This is a genomic window from Streptomyces sp. 11x1 (assembly GCF_032598905.1).
Lineage (GTDB): Bacteria > Actinomycetota > Actinomycetes > Streptomycetales > Streptomycetaceae > Streptomyces.
Map to the genome: position 1 here is coordinate 1,037,186 of NZ_CP122458.1, position 13,733 is coordinate 1,050,918.

Below are 13,733 nucleotides of genomic sequence, written 5' to 3' on the forward strand. Positions count from 1 at the left end.
CGACAGGTACGGAACTGCGGCTTCTGCTCGGCTCCGGAGGCACGGCCGAGGTGCATCTCGCGCACGATCTCCGGCTCGACCGGGGCGTCACGGTGAAGACACCGCGCACCGACCTCGCCCACGATCCGGCACTCCAGGAGCGGTTCCGGCGGGAGGCCCAGTCCATCGCTTCGCTCAACCACCCGGCCATCGCCCCCGTCTACGACACGGGTGAACACCTCTTCTACGGGGCGCAGTTGGTAATCGGCGCCGCGCGGTACCTCTCCCCGGAGCAGGCGATGGGGGAGGAACCGCAACCGCCGAGTCTCCACCATCCCGAGGTCGGCCCGCGGGTCGACGCGATCGTCCTGCGGGCCCTGACGAAGGCCCCCGCGTACCGCTACCAGTCCGCGCAGGTATGTGAGTGCCCCGACCCGGACGAGGCGGCGTCCGATCATCACACCGCGTCCTTGGGGGCGTTGCTGATCGGCGCCGTCGCGGTCGACCGGATCGCCGCGGGTCGCGCGGGAGTCGTACGGCCAAGGCCTTTTCAGGACGGCATGGGAACCGTCGATCGCCCATCGGTTCACGTCAGCGGCTTCCCTGTGCTGCCCCAGCTCGCCGAGGGACGTCTGGATCACGTCGACCTCACCGCCCACGACATCCCCGCGAACAGCACGACACGGCCCCTGCCGGTGACGAGGCTTACGGTCGGGATGGACGGGCCGAGGACCTCGGGGAGCGCCGGCGAGGCACACGCCCGGAGTGTTCGGGCGACCGCCCACCTGTCCCACGCGGACGTGTCGAGCGCGCTCGGCGTGCAGGTGTCGCAGGGTGACGAGTCCGGCCGGATCGACGCGACCGCGAGTCTGCCGCTCGTCGGCGATGTGACCGTGAGCGCGGCGGTCTCGGCGGCGAACGGCAATCGCGTCGGCTTCACGGATGTACGTGCGGAGCAGAGTGAACTGCTTCCCCCCGCCCCCCGCTGAAAGCCTGCTCGACAAGGCCCTGGACGAGCCCGTTCCGCTGCAGAACGTGCCCGGAGGGCTCCGTCTGCGGTCGGTCACCACCACCGAGGACGGGATCGACGCCCGCTTCACGGGCAGCTCGCTCACGTTCCGCCCGGACTCGTCGTCCGGGTGAGGTCAGTCCAGGCCGGGCAAGGGGCGCCGGGCGACCTCGTGGGCCTCGTCCGCCGACAGGCCCAGCATGCGCATGACCATCTCGGCGAGATGCACCGCGGCCTCGTCGCCGTCCACCTCGGGGTGGGTGAACCGCAGCTCCACCAGGGACAGCAGGGTTCCGCCCAGTGCTGACAGGGCGACCACCGGGTCGGGAGTGGTGAAGCGGCCGGAGGCGATGCCGACCTGCAGATCACGCAAGGCGCGTCGGGCCAGCCCGTTGTCCGAGTGGATGTACCCGAGGCCGCGGTGGCGCAGGACCTGCATCAGCTCCGGGTGCGAGTCGGCCATCCGGGCGCTGAGCCGGAAGCCCGCTGCGACCAGCTCCGCCGGGTCGTCGATCCCCGCCAGACGCTCGTCGAAGGCCTGGCCGAACTCCTCCAGGGCGTCCACCACCGCCGTCTCGAACAACTCCGCCTTGGAGTCGAAGTGGTTGTAGAAGGAGCCGAAGCCCACGTCCGCGCGCTCGGCGATCGCCTGGATGCTCGCGCTGGTGTCACCGCTCTCGGCGAGTATCTGCCGGGCCGCTCGCACAAGAGCCCTGCGGGTCTCCGCGCGACGCCGCTCGAACCGGTTGCCGGGAAGGGCTGACGTAGACATGCGCAGAGTCTAACCGCCGGGACGACGGGGATCACAGTCCTGATGAACTCATCATTTCCTGCCAAGTTGCACCGCTCGGTCTCGTCGTGACCGCTGCGCGGTCAGGACGAGACCACAGAACTGTCGAGCACGAGCTCAATCAGCGGACATGACAGCGGGCCGCATGCCCAGCCACTGCTCGGCATCCCAGGCATGGAACCGCTCCACCTCGGTGAACCCCAGTTTCGCCGCGAGGCCCATCGAGCCGACGTTGGCAGTCTGGGTGTGGAGCACCAGCGGTTCGCCGGGAAGGACGCCGTCGAACCAGTCGAGTGCCGCAGCGCACGCCTCGGCGGCGTATCCGAATCCCCACACACACGGCAGGAACAGGTAGCCGAGATCGACCTTCCCCGCAGCAACCGGGCGGCTGTGCTCCGGTGCTCTCCTGAGCAGGACCTGGCCGACCATCACCCCATCAAGATCAACAACGAAAATCCCCGGCCGCCGCCCGGGCACCTCGGGCATCTCGCGCTCCAGCTCGTCACGCGGGCGCGGGCCGCCGAGGTAGGTGTGCACCTCCGGCGAGGCGTGCAGCTCGATGAACGCCGCACGGTCCCGGGCCTCGGACTCACGGAGCACGAGCCTCTCGGTCCTGATCGGCGCAGGGGGCCAGGCGACGGGTCCCAGCTCAGTCATGTCGGCCAGCCAATCAGCACGCTCGGCAGCGATCAAGACTCGCAGACCGATCAAGCCACCGGCCCGGGTGTCGGCGTACGCCTGAACATGCTCAACCACGTGCCGGTGAACGTGCTCAGTCGATGACGCGCTGACCCACGGGTTCTCGTCGGTGCGCAACGGGCCGTCGACGGCGTCAGGCAGCCGGGCACTTCTCATGCCACCTTGATGACAACCTTGCCCGAGGTGTGACCGTTCTCGACGGTGGCGAGGGCGGCCGGGGCGTCGGAAAGCGGATGGACGGCCGTGATGACGGGCGCGAGGACTCCGTCGAGGGCCAGCCGGGCCGACCGCTCCAGGTTCTCGCGGTCGACACGACGCTCGACGAAACGCCCACCGAGATCGAGCACAGACATATCACCCACAGCGATGACGTTGCGGGGATCCCGGGCCAGCGGAGCGACCGTCCGCAGCGAGGCGCCTCCGACCAGGTCGACGATCCCGTCGACGCCGTCCGGAACCAGCTCGCGTGCCGCGGCGGTGACGTCCTCGGCGGTGTAGTCGATGAACCGCACCCCGATGGCCTCGGCGTGCTCGCGTTTGGCGGCACTTCCGGTGCCGATCACACTCAGCTCGCGCCCGACAGCCAGCCTGGCGACGGCGAGGCCGACCCCGCCCCCGACCCCGTTGACCAGGACCGTGGCACCGGCCGGGAGACCGAGTTGGTCGAGCACGTCCACCGCGGTCGTCCCGGCCACTGGCAGCGTTGCCGCCACGGTCGCGGACAGGCCCTCCGGGATGCGTGCGGTGTTCGGCGCGGACAGCACCGTCGTCTCGGCGTAGGTGCCGCCACCGGTGAGCGCGAAGCCGAAGACCGCGTCACCCACCTCGAGCCCGTCGACGTCCTCGCCTCGGGCGAGAACGGTTCCGGCTGCTTCCATGCCCAGCGCGCGGGGAAACGGACGCCCGCCGCCGAGCCCGTCGACCAGACCTGAGCGCAGAAAATGGTCGAGGGGATTCACGCCGGCGACCTCGACCCGGATCAGCACCTCGCCGCGACCGGGGACGGGGTCCGGACGATCGAAGAACTCCTGCACCTCGGGCCCGCCATACCCGTCGAAACCCCACGCCTGCCCCATCTTCCGCCGCCTCTCGTACGACCGACCCGGTGATTCCGGGCGTTGTCGTCATCCTCACCTCTGACATTGACGTAAAGGGCAACCGACTGAGACGCAGATCACAGCATCAGGCCGTCCGCGCCACCGGCTCCGGGCCCGTGGACAGCTCCGCCCGGTGCCGACTGTTGGCCCTGACCAGCACGTCGAGTGCATCCCGGGTCTCGATCAGGTGCGCGATGTCGGCGTCGATCCGATCGCGCTCGCGCATCATCGCCGTGAACGTCTCTTCGGCGACGCCCAGGCCACCCGGGACGTCCACACACGGCAGCACGGTCGCGATCACCCGGCTGGACATACCCGCGTCGAACAGCTGTCGGATGAGCGACACGCGCTGGACGGTGGCATCGGAATAGTGACGCTGTCCCGCGTCGGAACGTGAACTGGTCGGCAGGCCCTGCTCTTCGTAGTACCGCAGGGAGCGCGGACTCACGCCCGTACGCTTGGACAACTCGCCTATCCGCATCCTTGAGAGCCTACGCCCCTTCTTCAGGTCGCCGGTCGTGTCCACCACGAGCATGGCCTGCCCATCCGTCGGATGCTCCAGCACGTAGCCGCGCAGGCCGTCGCGGACCAGGTCGGCGTCCCACTTTGCCCGCCCGAGCAGGTGCTGTTCTTACGACAGGTCCGAGAGCAGCCCAAGGAACAAGTCCCGCACCCGGCGCCGGGGTTCGACCCGCGCGAAGCGGCCCGCGATCCGCTGGATCAGGCCCTCGAATGACTCCGGCCGGCCGGCCCGGTCTACGCTGTGACCTTCGGCCACCGCATGATCTCCAGTCTTCACACACCGATGATCAACGGTGGCCGCGCCCGTTTTCACAGCCCCCTCACCGCAGATCGCGCCAGGAGGACATATGCGACACGGCGAAGTCTGGTGGGTCGAGTTTGATGAGCGACGGCCGGTCGTGCTGCTGCCGGGAGACGAGGCGTCCCGGTTCCGGGCGATGCAGGTCGTCGCTCCGGCGGGCGTCGACATCAGTGGTCTGGGCGTGGAAGTGGCCGTCGGCGCCGCGGAAGGACTGCCCTTCGAAGGCGTGCTGCGGTTCGCGCTCCCGCGTCCAGGCTTCACCCCGTGCACGTGGCTGACCACCGTCTCCCGGGACGACCTGATCGAGCGGGCAGGCGTGCTGTCCTCCGTGAAGCTCAGCGAGATCGAGGACGCCCTCCGCATTGCTGGACAGCCGCAGGAATGGACCGAGACGGCAGCCGCGAAGCTCAGCGAGATGAAGGATGCCCTCCGCCTCGGTGGACTGGAGTGAGCGGTCAAGGGACGGACGCCGCTGCCCGCAGAGCTGGACCGTTCCGGACCACCCAAGACGGCTGATGAGATGGGCCGTTGACGGCACCTGGAAACGCACGCGCGACCGTTTCCGAGCCCGACGATCACGCGCTCGGACGCTCCCGTGGGGCCATGCGTATCGCGTGTGCTCCTCCCGAGTGATCCGCGGGCATCTTCGCCGAAGGCCACCCCGGTGGCAGATCGACCAGTGCTCTCTGGAGCCCGCCGTTCTCCCTCCGCGGGTTGTTCTCGCCGGAGAACTTCCTCGTCTTCAGCCGACTTTACGGTGATCGCTCCATGACGGCGCACCCGCCGTCGACCGCGTGACGGTCAAGGCATCGGTGGACGGGCCGCTGGACGGGCACGGAAGGGATACCGCCGCCCCGGACTCCGCGTCCAGGGAACTCTCAGGCATCCCCTCCTCGGTCGGCTGGACGAGAACAGCAGGGTCTACTGCGCCACCGGATTCTCCGGAAAGGGCTTCAAAATGGCCACCGGCCATGGCCACATCGCCGCACACGAGGCGCTCGCCCAACAGACCGTCGAAGGCCTGGACTTCGTCGGTCCGGACCGGTTCAGGACCAGGTAGCCGCCTGGCTGCCGCCGCCTCGGCGGCCGTGACAACTCGGGCGGTACAGCGCTCCAGTAGGCGCTGAGCGCGAACGCGCCCCAGTCTCTTCGACGGGGGCGCGTTCGTCCTCTTCGTCGGGCTGAAGTGGACCGGCTCCCTCAGGAAGCCGATGACTGGCCCACGTGGTGAACGGCTCACCTACACGTCGGCGGAGCTCACCACACCGTGATCACCGCGGCTCGGGCGGTTCAGCGCTGCAGGGTGAGCAGGCCCGGCCGGTACGGCAGTTCCACGTAGGGGGTGCCCGGCGGTGTGTTGGGGGACAGGCCCTGGTAGAGGAACTGCAGGTTGCAGGGGTCGATGGTCATGGTCTGGTCGGGGTTGTTGCGGACCAGGTCGCCGTGGCTGATGTCATTGGTCCAGGTGGCTCCGCTGTTGGCCTTGCCGGCGAAGGGGTTGGACTCGGTGGCGGCCTGCGGGGTCCACGGACCGTTCAGGCTGGAGGCCGTGAACGAGCGGAAGAAGCGCTGCTCGGTCGCCCCCCGAGCCTCGACGATCATGAGGTACTGGTTCTGGCCCTGGACCTTGTAGACCTCGGGTGCCTCGAACAGGTTCTTCACCGTGTCGCTCATGACGGTCGTGTACGACGAGCCGAAGCTGGCCGGGAAGTTCCCGATCGGCATGGTCGACTTGTAGATCTTGCCGTTGTCACCGGCGAAGAACATGTGCATGTTCTGGCCGTCGGCGATCATGGTCGGGTCGATCGCACTGCCGTCGGGGAGGCTGCCGGTGAACAGCGGTTGCGCCGCGGACCAGCCGTTGGGGTTGGTGGGGTCGCTGGAGGTGCGGTAGACGAAGGGCCATTGGGTGCCCCACCCGTTCGAGGTCAGCACCCAGATGTTCTTGGGCGCGAAGTAGAACAGTTTGGGAGCCACCGCACCCTGGCTCATGCTGGTCTGTCCGGCCGACGCCATGTCCGACCAGTTCGTGAAGGGGCTGAACCCCATCGAGCGCCAGTTGCCGTCGGAGTACGTCGCGTAGACGAGGTGCTTGCCGTTGTACGTCGTGGTGGTGAAGTCCTTCAGCGCGAGCCACCCGTTGGCGGGCTGCGCCAGTGGGCCGGTCGAGCTCCACCGGTACGTCGAGGGAAGAGCGCACGAGTTGGACGCGCCGGCCAGGCCGGTCCACTTCTGGTTGTCGCTGCCGGTGCAGTTCCAGAGCTGCACCGCCGTGCCGTTGGCCGTGGCGTTGCCCGACACGTCCAGGCACAGCCCGGATTCCACGGCGACGATCGTGCCGTCGGGGTTCGCCCGCCACTGCTGGTTGGTGCCGCCGTTGCAGGACCAGATCACCGGGCGGGTGCCGGCCGTGGTGGCGTGACCCGGGACGTCCAGGCACTTGTTGCCGTACACGGTCAACTGGTTGCTGTCCGTCAGTGTCCACTGCTGGTTGGTCCCGCCGTGGCAGTCCCAGATCTGCACGTTCGTGCCGTCGGTCTGGCCGGCGCCCGACACATCGAGACATCGGTTCGAGGCAACGCCTCGCACGGCGCTGGTGGTGGCTGCCTGAGCCGGGCCGGCGACGAGCACCGCGCCCAAGAAGGCCAGGGCCGCGGCCGTGGCGGTGAGTACTACGGACAGAGGTTTGCGGCGGGAGGTACGTCTGCGCATGGGGACCTCGTCATCCTCGAGTAAGCGGTTCTGGTGGCCTTCGACGGAGGCTGTGCGACTGCCGATGCGATGCGACTCTGGCACATGTTCGACATGTCGAACTCGGGTCGGAATGTCGATCAAGGTGAGATAATGAGAGAACGGACGAACGGCGTCAATACTTCTCACACGATTCGCGGCCCGGGCCGCGCGTCGCCACGACTCCCCCGCGTGGGGGTGCGTGGCATCGGTCCGCCCAGACGCTGACCAGCGCCTGCCGCACCACGAAGTGCCCTGAAAGTTTCTCCGGTTCGCGGCAACCCTTTGCGGGGCCTGTGACAACAAGAGAGCGGATCCGGTCAGTTCCGGTGGCCCGGGATCCGGATTTCCTCCGATGAACAGCGTGCAAGGAGAACCTCTCCCTCATGGACAACCCCACGAACGGCGGGCGCCGCGGGCGTCATCGCCGTCGCTGGACCGCGACCGGTCTGCTGCTCGGCGCCCCCGCTCTCGTCGTGCCGTATCTCCTGTTCGCGCAGGAGGACTCGCAGGCCGCGACGATCGACTCAGGCGCCTACTACCGGCTGGTCTCGGTGCGCAGCGGCAAGGTCCTGGACGTCAACGGTTTCTCCACTGCCGACGGCACCCGTATCCAGCAGTGGACCGACCAGAACACCGCCAACCAGCAGTGGAAGCTGAAGCCCGTCGGGGACGGGTACTTCGAGCTGGTGAACCGCAACAGCGGCAAGGTGCTGGGCATAGCAGGCAATTCCACCGATCGGGCGGCCGCCGCCGAGCAGCAGACCGACAGCTCCGCGACCTCCCAGGAGTGGAAGGTCGACGAGGTGAGCGGTTCCGAGGCCGTCACCCTCACCTCCCGCAGGAGCGGTCAGGCCCTGGATGTCTCCGGGGGTTCCACGGCCCAGGGCGCGGCGGTCATCCAGTATCCGGGCCACGGCGGCACCAACCAGCAGTGGAAGCTGGTGAAGGTCGCCGAGGCCCAGGCGTCCAGGGCCGGCGGGGAGCAGACGACGGCCGCGGCCGGGCCGTATGTGTGGAAGAACGCCCAGGTGGTGGGTGGCGGTTACGTCACCGGTCTGGTGTTCAACCAGAAGGAGAGGGGTCTGCTGTACGCGCGTACCGACATGGGTGGCGCCTACCGCTGGGACACCGGGGCCGAGCAGTGGATCCCGCTGACCGACTGGCTCGGTGAGAAGGACTGGAACCTGCTGGGCATCGACTCGCTGGCCACCGACCCCGTCGACCCCAAGCGGCTCTACCTCGGGACGGGCACCTACACCAACGAGTGGGCGGGCAACGGCGCGATCCTGCGCTCCACCGACCAGGGCCGCACCTTCCAGCGCACCGATCTGCCGTTCAAGCTGGGCGCCAACGAACCCGGCCGTGGCACGGGCGAACGGCTCGTGGTCGACCCCGCGGACAACAGCACCCTGCTGCTGGGCACCCGCAAGAACGGCCTGTGGCGCAGCACCGACCACGGCGCGACCTGGAAGCAGGTCTCCTCGTTCCCGGTCAAGGACGGGGCGGGCAGCGGCGCGGGCATCTCGTTCGTGACGTACGGCAAGGCCGGCAGCAACACGGTCTACGTCGGTGTCAACGACAAGTCCACCTCCCTGTACCGCTCCACCGACGGCGGCAGCAGCTGGCAGGCCGTTTCCGGGCAGCCCACCGGCCAGATGCCGCACCACGGTGTGATCTCCGGTGACGGGTCGCTGTACCTGTCCTACAGCAACAGCATCGGCCCCATGGACGCGACGGCGGGCTCGGTGTGGAAGTACACGCCGTCCAGCGGCGCGTGGAAGAACATCTCCCCCTCCCAGGGCGGTTACGGGTTCTCCGGTCTGTCCGTCGACCCGCAGAAGCCCTCCACGGTGATGGTCACCACCCTCGACCGGTGGTGGCCCGAGGACGAGATCTACCGCACCACCGACGGCGGCACGACCTGGAAGGCCCTGGCCGACAAGTCGACCCGGAACGCCTCCGGCGCTCCGTACGTCGGCACCCACACCGGGCACTGGATGACCGCCCTGGCCATCGATCCCTTCGACTCCGGGCACGTGCTGTACGGCACCGGCAACGCCATCTGGCGCAGCAAGGACGCCAACGCCTCCGACAGCGGCGGCACCAGCCACTGGGTCTCCGGGGCCCGCGGGCTGGAGGAGACCTCGCTGATGGACGCGATCGCCCCGCCCGGCGGCGCCACCGTCATCACCTCCATGGGCGACCAGGGCGGCTTCCGCCACGACTCCCTGACCGAGGTGCCCGCCGGGCGGCTGAAGAGCCCGCTGATGAACAACAGCACCGACATCGACTTCGCCCAGTCCAAGCCCTCGGTGATGGTCCGCGTCGGCACGGGCGACACGGGCGACGGCGGCTACTCCACCGACGGCGGCAGCACCTGGAACGCCTTCAAGGCAGAACCGGTCGCCGACGCGAGCAGCGGCCGCATCGCGCTCGCCGCGGACGGCTCCACCATCGTGTGGACCCAAGCAGGCCAGGCCCCCTACCGCTCGACCGACAACGGAGCGAGCTGGTCCAAGGTCAGCGGCCTGGGCACCGACGCCGTGGTCGTCGCCGACCGCTCCACAGCCAAGACCTTCTACTCCCTGTCCGGCGGCAAGCTCTTCGCCAGCACCGACGGCGGCGCGACCTTCACCGCCCGCGCCACCAGCCTGCCCTCCGGCCGGCTCACCGCCGTCCCCGGCATCGCCGGAGACCTGTGGATCGCCGGCAGTGACAAGGGACTGCTGCACTCCACCGACGGCGGCCGCACCTTCACCACGCTCACCACGGTGAAGTCCGCCTCCGCCCTCGGCTTCGGCAAGGCCAAGACGGGCACCGACTACCAAGCCCTCTACCTGCTCGGCACCGTCGACAACGTCACCGGAGTCTTCCGCTCCACCGACAAGGGCGCCACCTGGCTCCGCATCAACGACGACGCCCACCAGTGGGGCGCCATCGGCAGCCTCGGCGTCATCACCGGCGACCCCGACACCTACGGACGCGTCTACATCGGCACCAACGGACGCGGCCTCCAGTACGGCGACCCGTCCTGATCGCAGTCCCCAACTCACGCGGCGGGGCCGCAGGCACAACTGCCTGCGGCCCCGCCGTGGTTGAAAGAACTCGCTTCGTCCTGCACGAGCTCCTTCTGGTCGCTCTCCGACTTCTGTGGAACATGGAATGTCTAGGGCGGATGAAAAGGTACTTGAGGGAAGCAAGGCTCCCATTCCGCTCTGCGCATGAGCACTTTCATCCGTTCACCTGTTGACACAGGGCAGCTATGTGACTGACCTTCATGCGTGACATCCGGCGCTTTGGAGTCCGGCCGGAGAGCCGCCCCCCGACCGGGAGTACACCCATGTCGTCAGGAAGACTGTCCCGCCGCACTTTCCTGGGGGCCGCCACCGGCGCTGCCGCCGCCACGGTGCTGCCCGTCGCGCCCGCCTTCTCGAGCCTGGTGTCCCAGGCGGCGGCCGCCGACCCGCAGACCAACCTGGAGAAGCTGGTCGACATGCGGTTCGGCATGTTCAACCACTTCAATCTGGGCACGTTCACCAACCAGGAGTGGGCCGAGCCGAACCAGAACCCCGCTCTGTTCGCCCCCACAGCCGTGGACTGTGCCCAGTGGGCGGACGCCGCCGCGGCGGCGAAGATGAGCTACGGCATCCTGACGACCAAGCACCACGACGGCTTCGCCCTGTGGCCGAGCGCCTACGGCACCCAGAACGTCGCCAACAGCTCCTACAAGCAGGACGTGGTGAAGGCGTACTGCGACGCCTTCCGGGCCAAGGGACTGAGGGTCGGACTCTACTACTCGGTATGGGACCGCACCTTCGGCGTCGAGGCGTGGGAGAGCCGGCACAAGGTGTCCGGCCTCGAGATCACGGATGCCATCCAGCCCGGCGACATGACCTTCATGCTCGGCCAGATCACCGAGTTGCTCACCAACTACGGCACCATCGACATGTTCATCACCGACGGCTACGCGTGGCAGATGGGCCAGCAGGCCGTTTCCTACCAGCGGATCCGCGAGCACGTGAAGTCGCTCCAGCCGGACATCGTCATGATCGACCACGGTGCCCTGTCGGTGCCGTTCCTCGGTGACGCGATCTATTTCGAGGAGCCGTTGGGCGTCAGCGCGCCCGCCGGAAACACGTACGCCGCCACGCAGGGGCAGACGATCAGCAACGGCTGGTTCTGGCATCCGGCCACACCGACCGAGAGCCTGATGAGCAAGGACGCGATCCTGTCCCACCTGGCGGACCTGGAACCGAAGTACACCTCCTTCATCCTCAACTGCCCGCCCAACCGCAGCGGCAGGCTCGACACCAACATCGTCAACCGGCTCGCCGAAGTCGGCGCGGCCTGGAGCCCCGACACCTCCCGCCCGCCACTGCCGACGCAGATGCTGCGCGCCGAGCACCCCGTCACACCGGTCAGCGCCTACGCGACCGCATTCCGCACCGGCGAGGGACCGCTCCACGCCATCGACGGACTGAGCGACAGGAACTACGAGAGCTGCTGGTCGACCTGGGGCCTGTCCCCGGCCCTGCCCCACTCGATCACGATCGACCTGGGCGGGGTGTGGAGCAACGTCTCCACCCTGGAGTACCTGCCCAAGCAGTGGGGGCGCACCAACACCACCGACGGCGACATCACCTCGTACACCATCTCCACCAGCACCGACGGCACGAACTTCACCCAGGTCGCCACCGGCACCTGGGCCGACGGACGCGCCCCCAAGGTGGTCGAGTGGCCCGCCCGGAACGTGGGCTTCGTACGGATCCAGGCCAACGCGGCCACCGGCGGCTACGCCAACATCGGTGGCCTCCACATCGGCGGCCGGACCGCCAAGCCGGCCCTGGTGTCGAGGGTCCTCCCGGGGGACGGCACGGTCTACCGCATCGTCAACCGCAAGAGCGACAAGGTCGTCGACGTGTTCGACTTCGGCACCGCCAACGGCACCAACATCCAGCAGTGGCCGTGGCTGAACAACACCGCCCAGAAGTGGACCTTCGCCTCCACCGGCGACGGCTACTACGAGATCAAGAACGTGAACAGCGGCAAGCTGATGGAGGTGGCCGGACTCTCACGGGTGGACGGCGGCAACGTCTCCATCTACGCGGACAGCAACGTTCCCCAGCAGCACTGGGCGGTCACGCCCACCGGCGACGGCTACCACTACTTCACCAACCGGTTCAGCGGGCTGTCGCTCAACGTCGACTCGGGCTCGACCGCCGACGGGGCCAATGTCAACCAGCTCACCTACACCCGCGCACCCGAGCAGCAGTGGCGGATCATCGCCCTCTGACACCGCAACGGGCGGTGCCTTCGTCGGTCTTTGCGCTATGACCAGGGCAGGACCAGGGCGCCCCAGGCGACGACGGGGCCGAGGGCGACGATTCCGCCGGTGTAGCCGATGACCTGGCGATAGAAGCGGCGCGCGTCCACACCACGGGCGTTGCTGAGGACGAGTGCTCCGTTGGTCGAGAAGGGAGAGGTGTCGACGATCGTCGTGGAGACGGCGAGCGCGGCGATCAGTCCGACGGCGCTGAGATGACTGGAGAGCAGCAGCGGTACGGCGATGGGGATGATCGCGGTGAGGATCGCGGTGGAGGAGGCGAAGGCGGAAGTGATGGCCACCGTGAAGCACAGCAGCAGGGCGACGGCGAGCGGGGCGCCCAGGCCGGCGGCGTGTTCGGAGATCTCCTCGATGATGCCGGCCTTCTCCAGCATCGCGATGTACGTCATCATGCCCGCGACCAGGAGCAGGGTGGACCAGCTGACGCCGTCCACCGCCTTTTCCTGTCGCTTCATGTCCACCAGGGCCAGCAGGGCGCCGGCAGCCAGCGCGAGGAAGCCGATCTCCAGGTGGAAGCCGAGCGCGCCGACGACGAGGGCCACCAGAGAGGCGAGGGTGAGCCACTGCCGCCAGTCGGGCCTGCCGGAGACGGCGAGGTCCTCGTCGTCGGCTGCCTCCGCGGCGCCCTCGGCCAGCGGCGCGGGACGCTTGGCGAGCAGGACGTAGGTGAGGAGCGAGAGCAGCAAGTTGATCACGAAGCTGGCGCTGAACAGCGCCGCGGCGGAGACCTGCAGATCGGTCTTGTCGACCAGGCCGAGCACCAGCGCACCGGAGACGGCCAGCGGGGAGAACGCACCCGCGTGCCCGCCGCTGATCACCATCATGCCGACGACCAGCGGGTTGAGCTTGTAGCGGTAGGCGAAGTTCATGCCGATCGGCGCGAGGATCGCCACCGCGGCCGGGGTGAACGTACCGAACGCCGTCAGCAGGGCGGCCACCAGGAACAGCACCCAGGGGATCAGCGCGACCTTGCCACGTACCAGCCGCACCCCGGCCCCGACGAGCCAGTCGATGGTGCCGTTGCGGCGGGCGACGGAGAACAGGTAGGTGACGCCGACGATGGTGACGAAGAGCTTCGCCGGGAACCCCTCGAAGATCTCGTCCTCGGTGAGGCCGAGCGAGGCGGTTCCGACCACGAAGGTGGCGACGAAGGCGAGGATGCCCAGGTTGATCGGCAGTACGGTGCCGACCACGAACATCACCAACAGGGCGCCTATGGAGATCACTTCAGCAGACATCTTTGTCCTTGGTGCGGTGGG

The 13,733-nt window shown here is 68.3% G+C and carries 12 protein-coding genes; 6 read left to right on the top strand and 6 right to left on the bottom strand.

The window, feature by feature from the left end; translation table 11 throughout:
* Nucleotides 1–50: 50 nt before the first annotated feature.
* On the top strand, nt 51–968 hold the full coding sequence (locus tag P8T65_RS47180; RefSeq protein WP_399098344.1) for an LmeA family phospholipid-binding protein: 918 nt from the start codon (nt 51–53) through the stop codon (nt 966–968).
* Entirely contained in the window at nt 940–1,122 is a 183-nt protein-coding gene (locus P8T65_RS04965; protein ID WP_316724172.1) for a hypothetical protein, read from the top strand. Before P8T65_RS47180 ends, P8T65_RS04965 begins: the two co-directional genes overlap by 29 nt.
* A gap of 2 nt (nt 1,123–1,124) precedes the next feature.
* Here the strand turns inward: P8T65_RS04965 and P8T65_RS04970 are convergent, their stop codons facing one another.
* From P8T65_RS04970 to P8T65_RS04985, 4 genes are all read right to left on the bottom strand, one after another.
* Nucleotides 1,125–1,760, bottom strand: coding sequence for a TetR/AcrR family transcriptional regulator (locus P8T65_RS04970; RefSeq protein WP_316724173.1), 636 nt, complete (start codon nt 1,758–1,760; stop codon nt 1,125–1,127).
* Nucleotides 1,761–1,895: 135 nt separating this feature from the next.
* Nucleotides 1,896–2,435 carry a GNAT family N-acetyltransferase gene (locus P8T65_RS04975; RefSeq protein ID WP_316731481.1) on the bottom strand — a complete coding sequence of 180 codons (540 nt, stop codon included), beginning with the start codon at nt 2,433–2,435 and terminating at the stop codon, nt 1,896–1,898.
* Nucleotides 2,436–2,629: 194 nt separating this feature from the next.
* Nucleotides 2,630–3,553 carry an NADP-dependent oxidoreductase gene (locus P8T65_RS04980; protein ID WP_316724174.1) on the bottom strand — a complete coding sequence of 308 codons (924 nt, stop codon included), beginning with the start codon at nt 3,551–3,553 and terminating at the stop codon, nt 2,630–2,632.
* Between the two features lie 106 nt (nt 3,554–3,659).
* The gene (locus tag P8T65_RS04985) at nt 3,660–4,055 is read right to left on the bottom strand and encodes a MerR family transcriptional regulator (protein WP_316731482.1); all 396 of its coding nucleotides are present in this window, start codon (nt 4,053–4,055) and stop codon (nt 3,660–3,662) included.
* 72 nt (nt 4,056–4,127) lie between these two features.
* Here P8T65_RS04985 and P8T65_RS47185 point away from each other — a divergent pair, with 72 nt between their 5' ends.
* Both P8T65_RS47185 and P8T65_RS04995 read left to right on the top strand, forming a co-directional pair.
* On the top strand, nt 4,128–4,310 hold the full coding sequence (locus tag P8T65_RS47185) for a hypothetical protein (protein WP_399098347.1): 183 nt from the start codon (nt 4,128–4,130) through the stop codon (nt 4,308–4,310).
* A gap of 133 nt (nt 4,311–4,443) precedes the next feature.
* The gene (locus P8T65_RS04995) at nt 4,444–4,848 is read left to right on the top strand and encodes a type II toxin-antitoxin system PemK/MazF family toxin (protein WP_316724175.1); all 405 of its coding nucleotides are present in this window, start codon (nt 4,444–4,446) and stop codon (nt 4,846–4,848) included.
* Between the two features lie 839 nt (nt 4,849–5,687).
* On the opposite strand, the gene P8T65_RS05000 is transcribed toward P8T65_RS04995, so the two are convergent.
* The gene (locus tag P8T65_RS05000) at nt 5,688–7,109 is read right to left on the bottom strand and encodes a non-reducing end alpha-L-arabinofuranosidase family hydrolase (RefSeq protein ID WP_316724176.1); all 1,422 of its coding nucleotides are present in this window, start codon (nt 7,107–7,109) and stop codon (nt 5,688–5,690) included.
* A 404-nt stretch (nt 7,110–7,513) separates the two neighbouring features.
* Here P8T65_RS05000 and P8T65_RS05005 point away from each other — a divergent pair, with 404 nt between their 5' ends.
* Both P8T65_RS05005 and P8T65_RS05010 read left to right on the top strand, forming a co-directional pair.
* Nucleotides 7,514–10,165, top strand: a complete 2,652-nt coding sequence (locus tag P8T65_RS05005) for an RICIN domain-containing protein (RefSeq protein WP_316724177.1) — start codon at nt 7,514–7,516, stop codon at nt 10,163–10,165.
* A gap of 305 nt (nt 10,166–10,470) precedes the next feature.
* Nucleotides 10,471–12,423, top strand: a complete 1,953-nt coding sequence (locus tag P8T65_RS05010; RefSeq protein WP_316724178.1) for an RICIN domain-containing protein — start codon at nt 10,471–10,473, stop codon at nt 12,421–12,423.
* Nucleotides 12,424–12,458: 35 nt separating this feature from the next.
* Here the strand turns inward: P8T65_RS05010 and P8T65_RS05015 are convergent, their stop codons facing one another.
* Nucleotides 12,459–13,712: an SLC13 family permease gene (locus P8T65_RS05015; RefSeq protein WP_316724179.1), complete on the bottom strand. Its 1,254-nt coding sequence runs from the start codon at nt 13,710–13,712 to the stop codon at nt 12,459–12,461.
* Nucleotides 13,713–13,733: the final 21 nt, after the last annotated feature.

Excerpts from the sequence above, each read along its gene's own strand:
- P8T65_RS04970 (WP_316724173.1), bottom strand. The coding sequence starts at position 1,760 with ATGTCTACGTCAGCCCTTCCCGGCAACCGGTTCGAGCGGCGTCGCGCG.
- P8T65_RS04975 (WP_316731481.1), bottom strand. The coding sequence starts at position 2,435 with ATGACTGAGCTGGGACCCGTCGCCTGGCCCCCTGCGCCGATCAGGACC.
- P8T65_RS04980 (WP_316724174.1), bottom strand. The coding sequence starts at position 3,553 with ATGGGGCAGGCGTGGGGTTTCGACGGGTATGGCGGGCCCGAGGTGCAG.
- P8T65_RS04985 (WP_316731482.1), bottom strand. The coding sequence starts at position 4,055 with ATGCGGATAGGCGAGTTGTCCAAGCGTACGGGCGTGAGTCCGCGCTCC.
- P8T65_RS47185 (WP_399098347.1), top strand. The coding sequence starts at position 4,128 with ATGCTCCAGCACGTAGCCGCGCAGGCCGTCGCGGACCAGGTCGGCGTC.
- P8T65_RS04995 (WP_316724175.1), top strand. The coding sequence starts at position 4,444 with ATGCGACACGGCGAAGTCTGGTGGGTCGAGTTTGATGAGCGACGGCCG.
- P8T65_RS05000 (WP_316724176.1), bottom strand. The coding sequence starts at position 7,109 with ATGCGCAGACGTACCTCCCGCCGCAAACCTCTGTCCGTAGTACTCACC.
- P8T65_RS05005 (WP_316724177.1), top strand. The coding sequence starts at position 7,514 with ATGGACAACCCCACGAACGGCGGGCGCCGCGGGCGTCATCGCCGTCGC.
- P8T65_RS05010 (WP_316724178.1), top strand. The coding sequence starts at position 10,471 with ATGTCGTCAGGAAGACTGTCCCGCCGCACTTTCCTGGGGGCCGCCACC.
- P8T65_RS05015 (WP_316724179.1), bottom strand. The coding sequence starts at position 13,712 with ATGTCTGCTGAAGTGATCTCCATAGGCGCCCTGTTGGTGATGTTCGTG.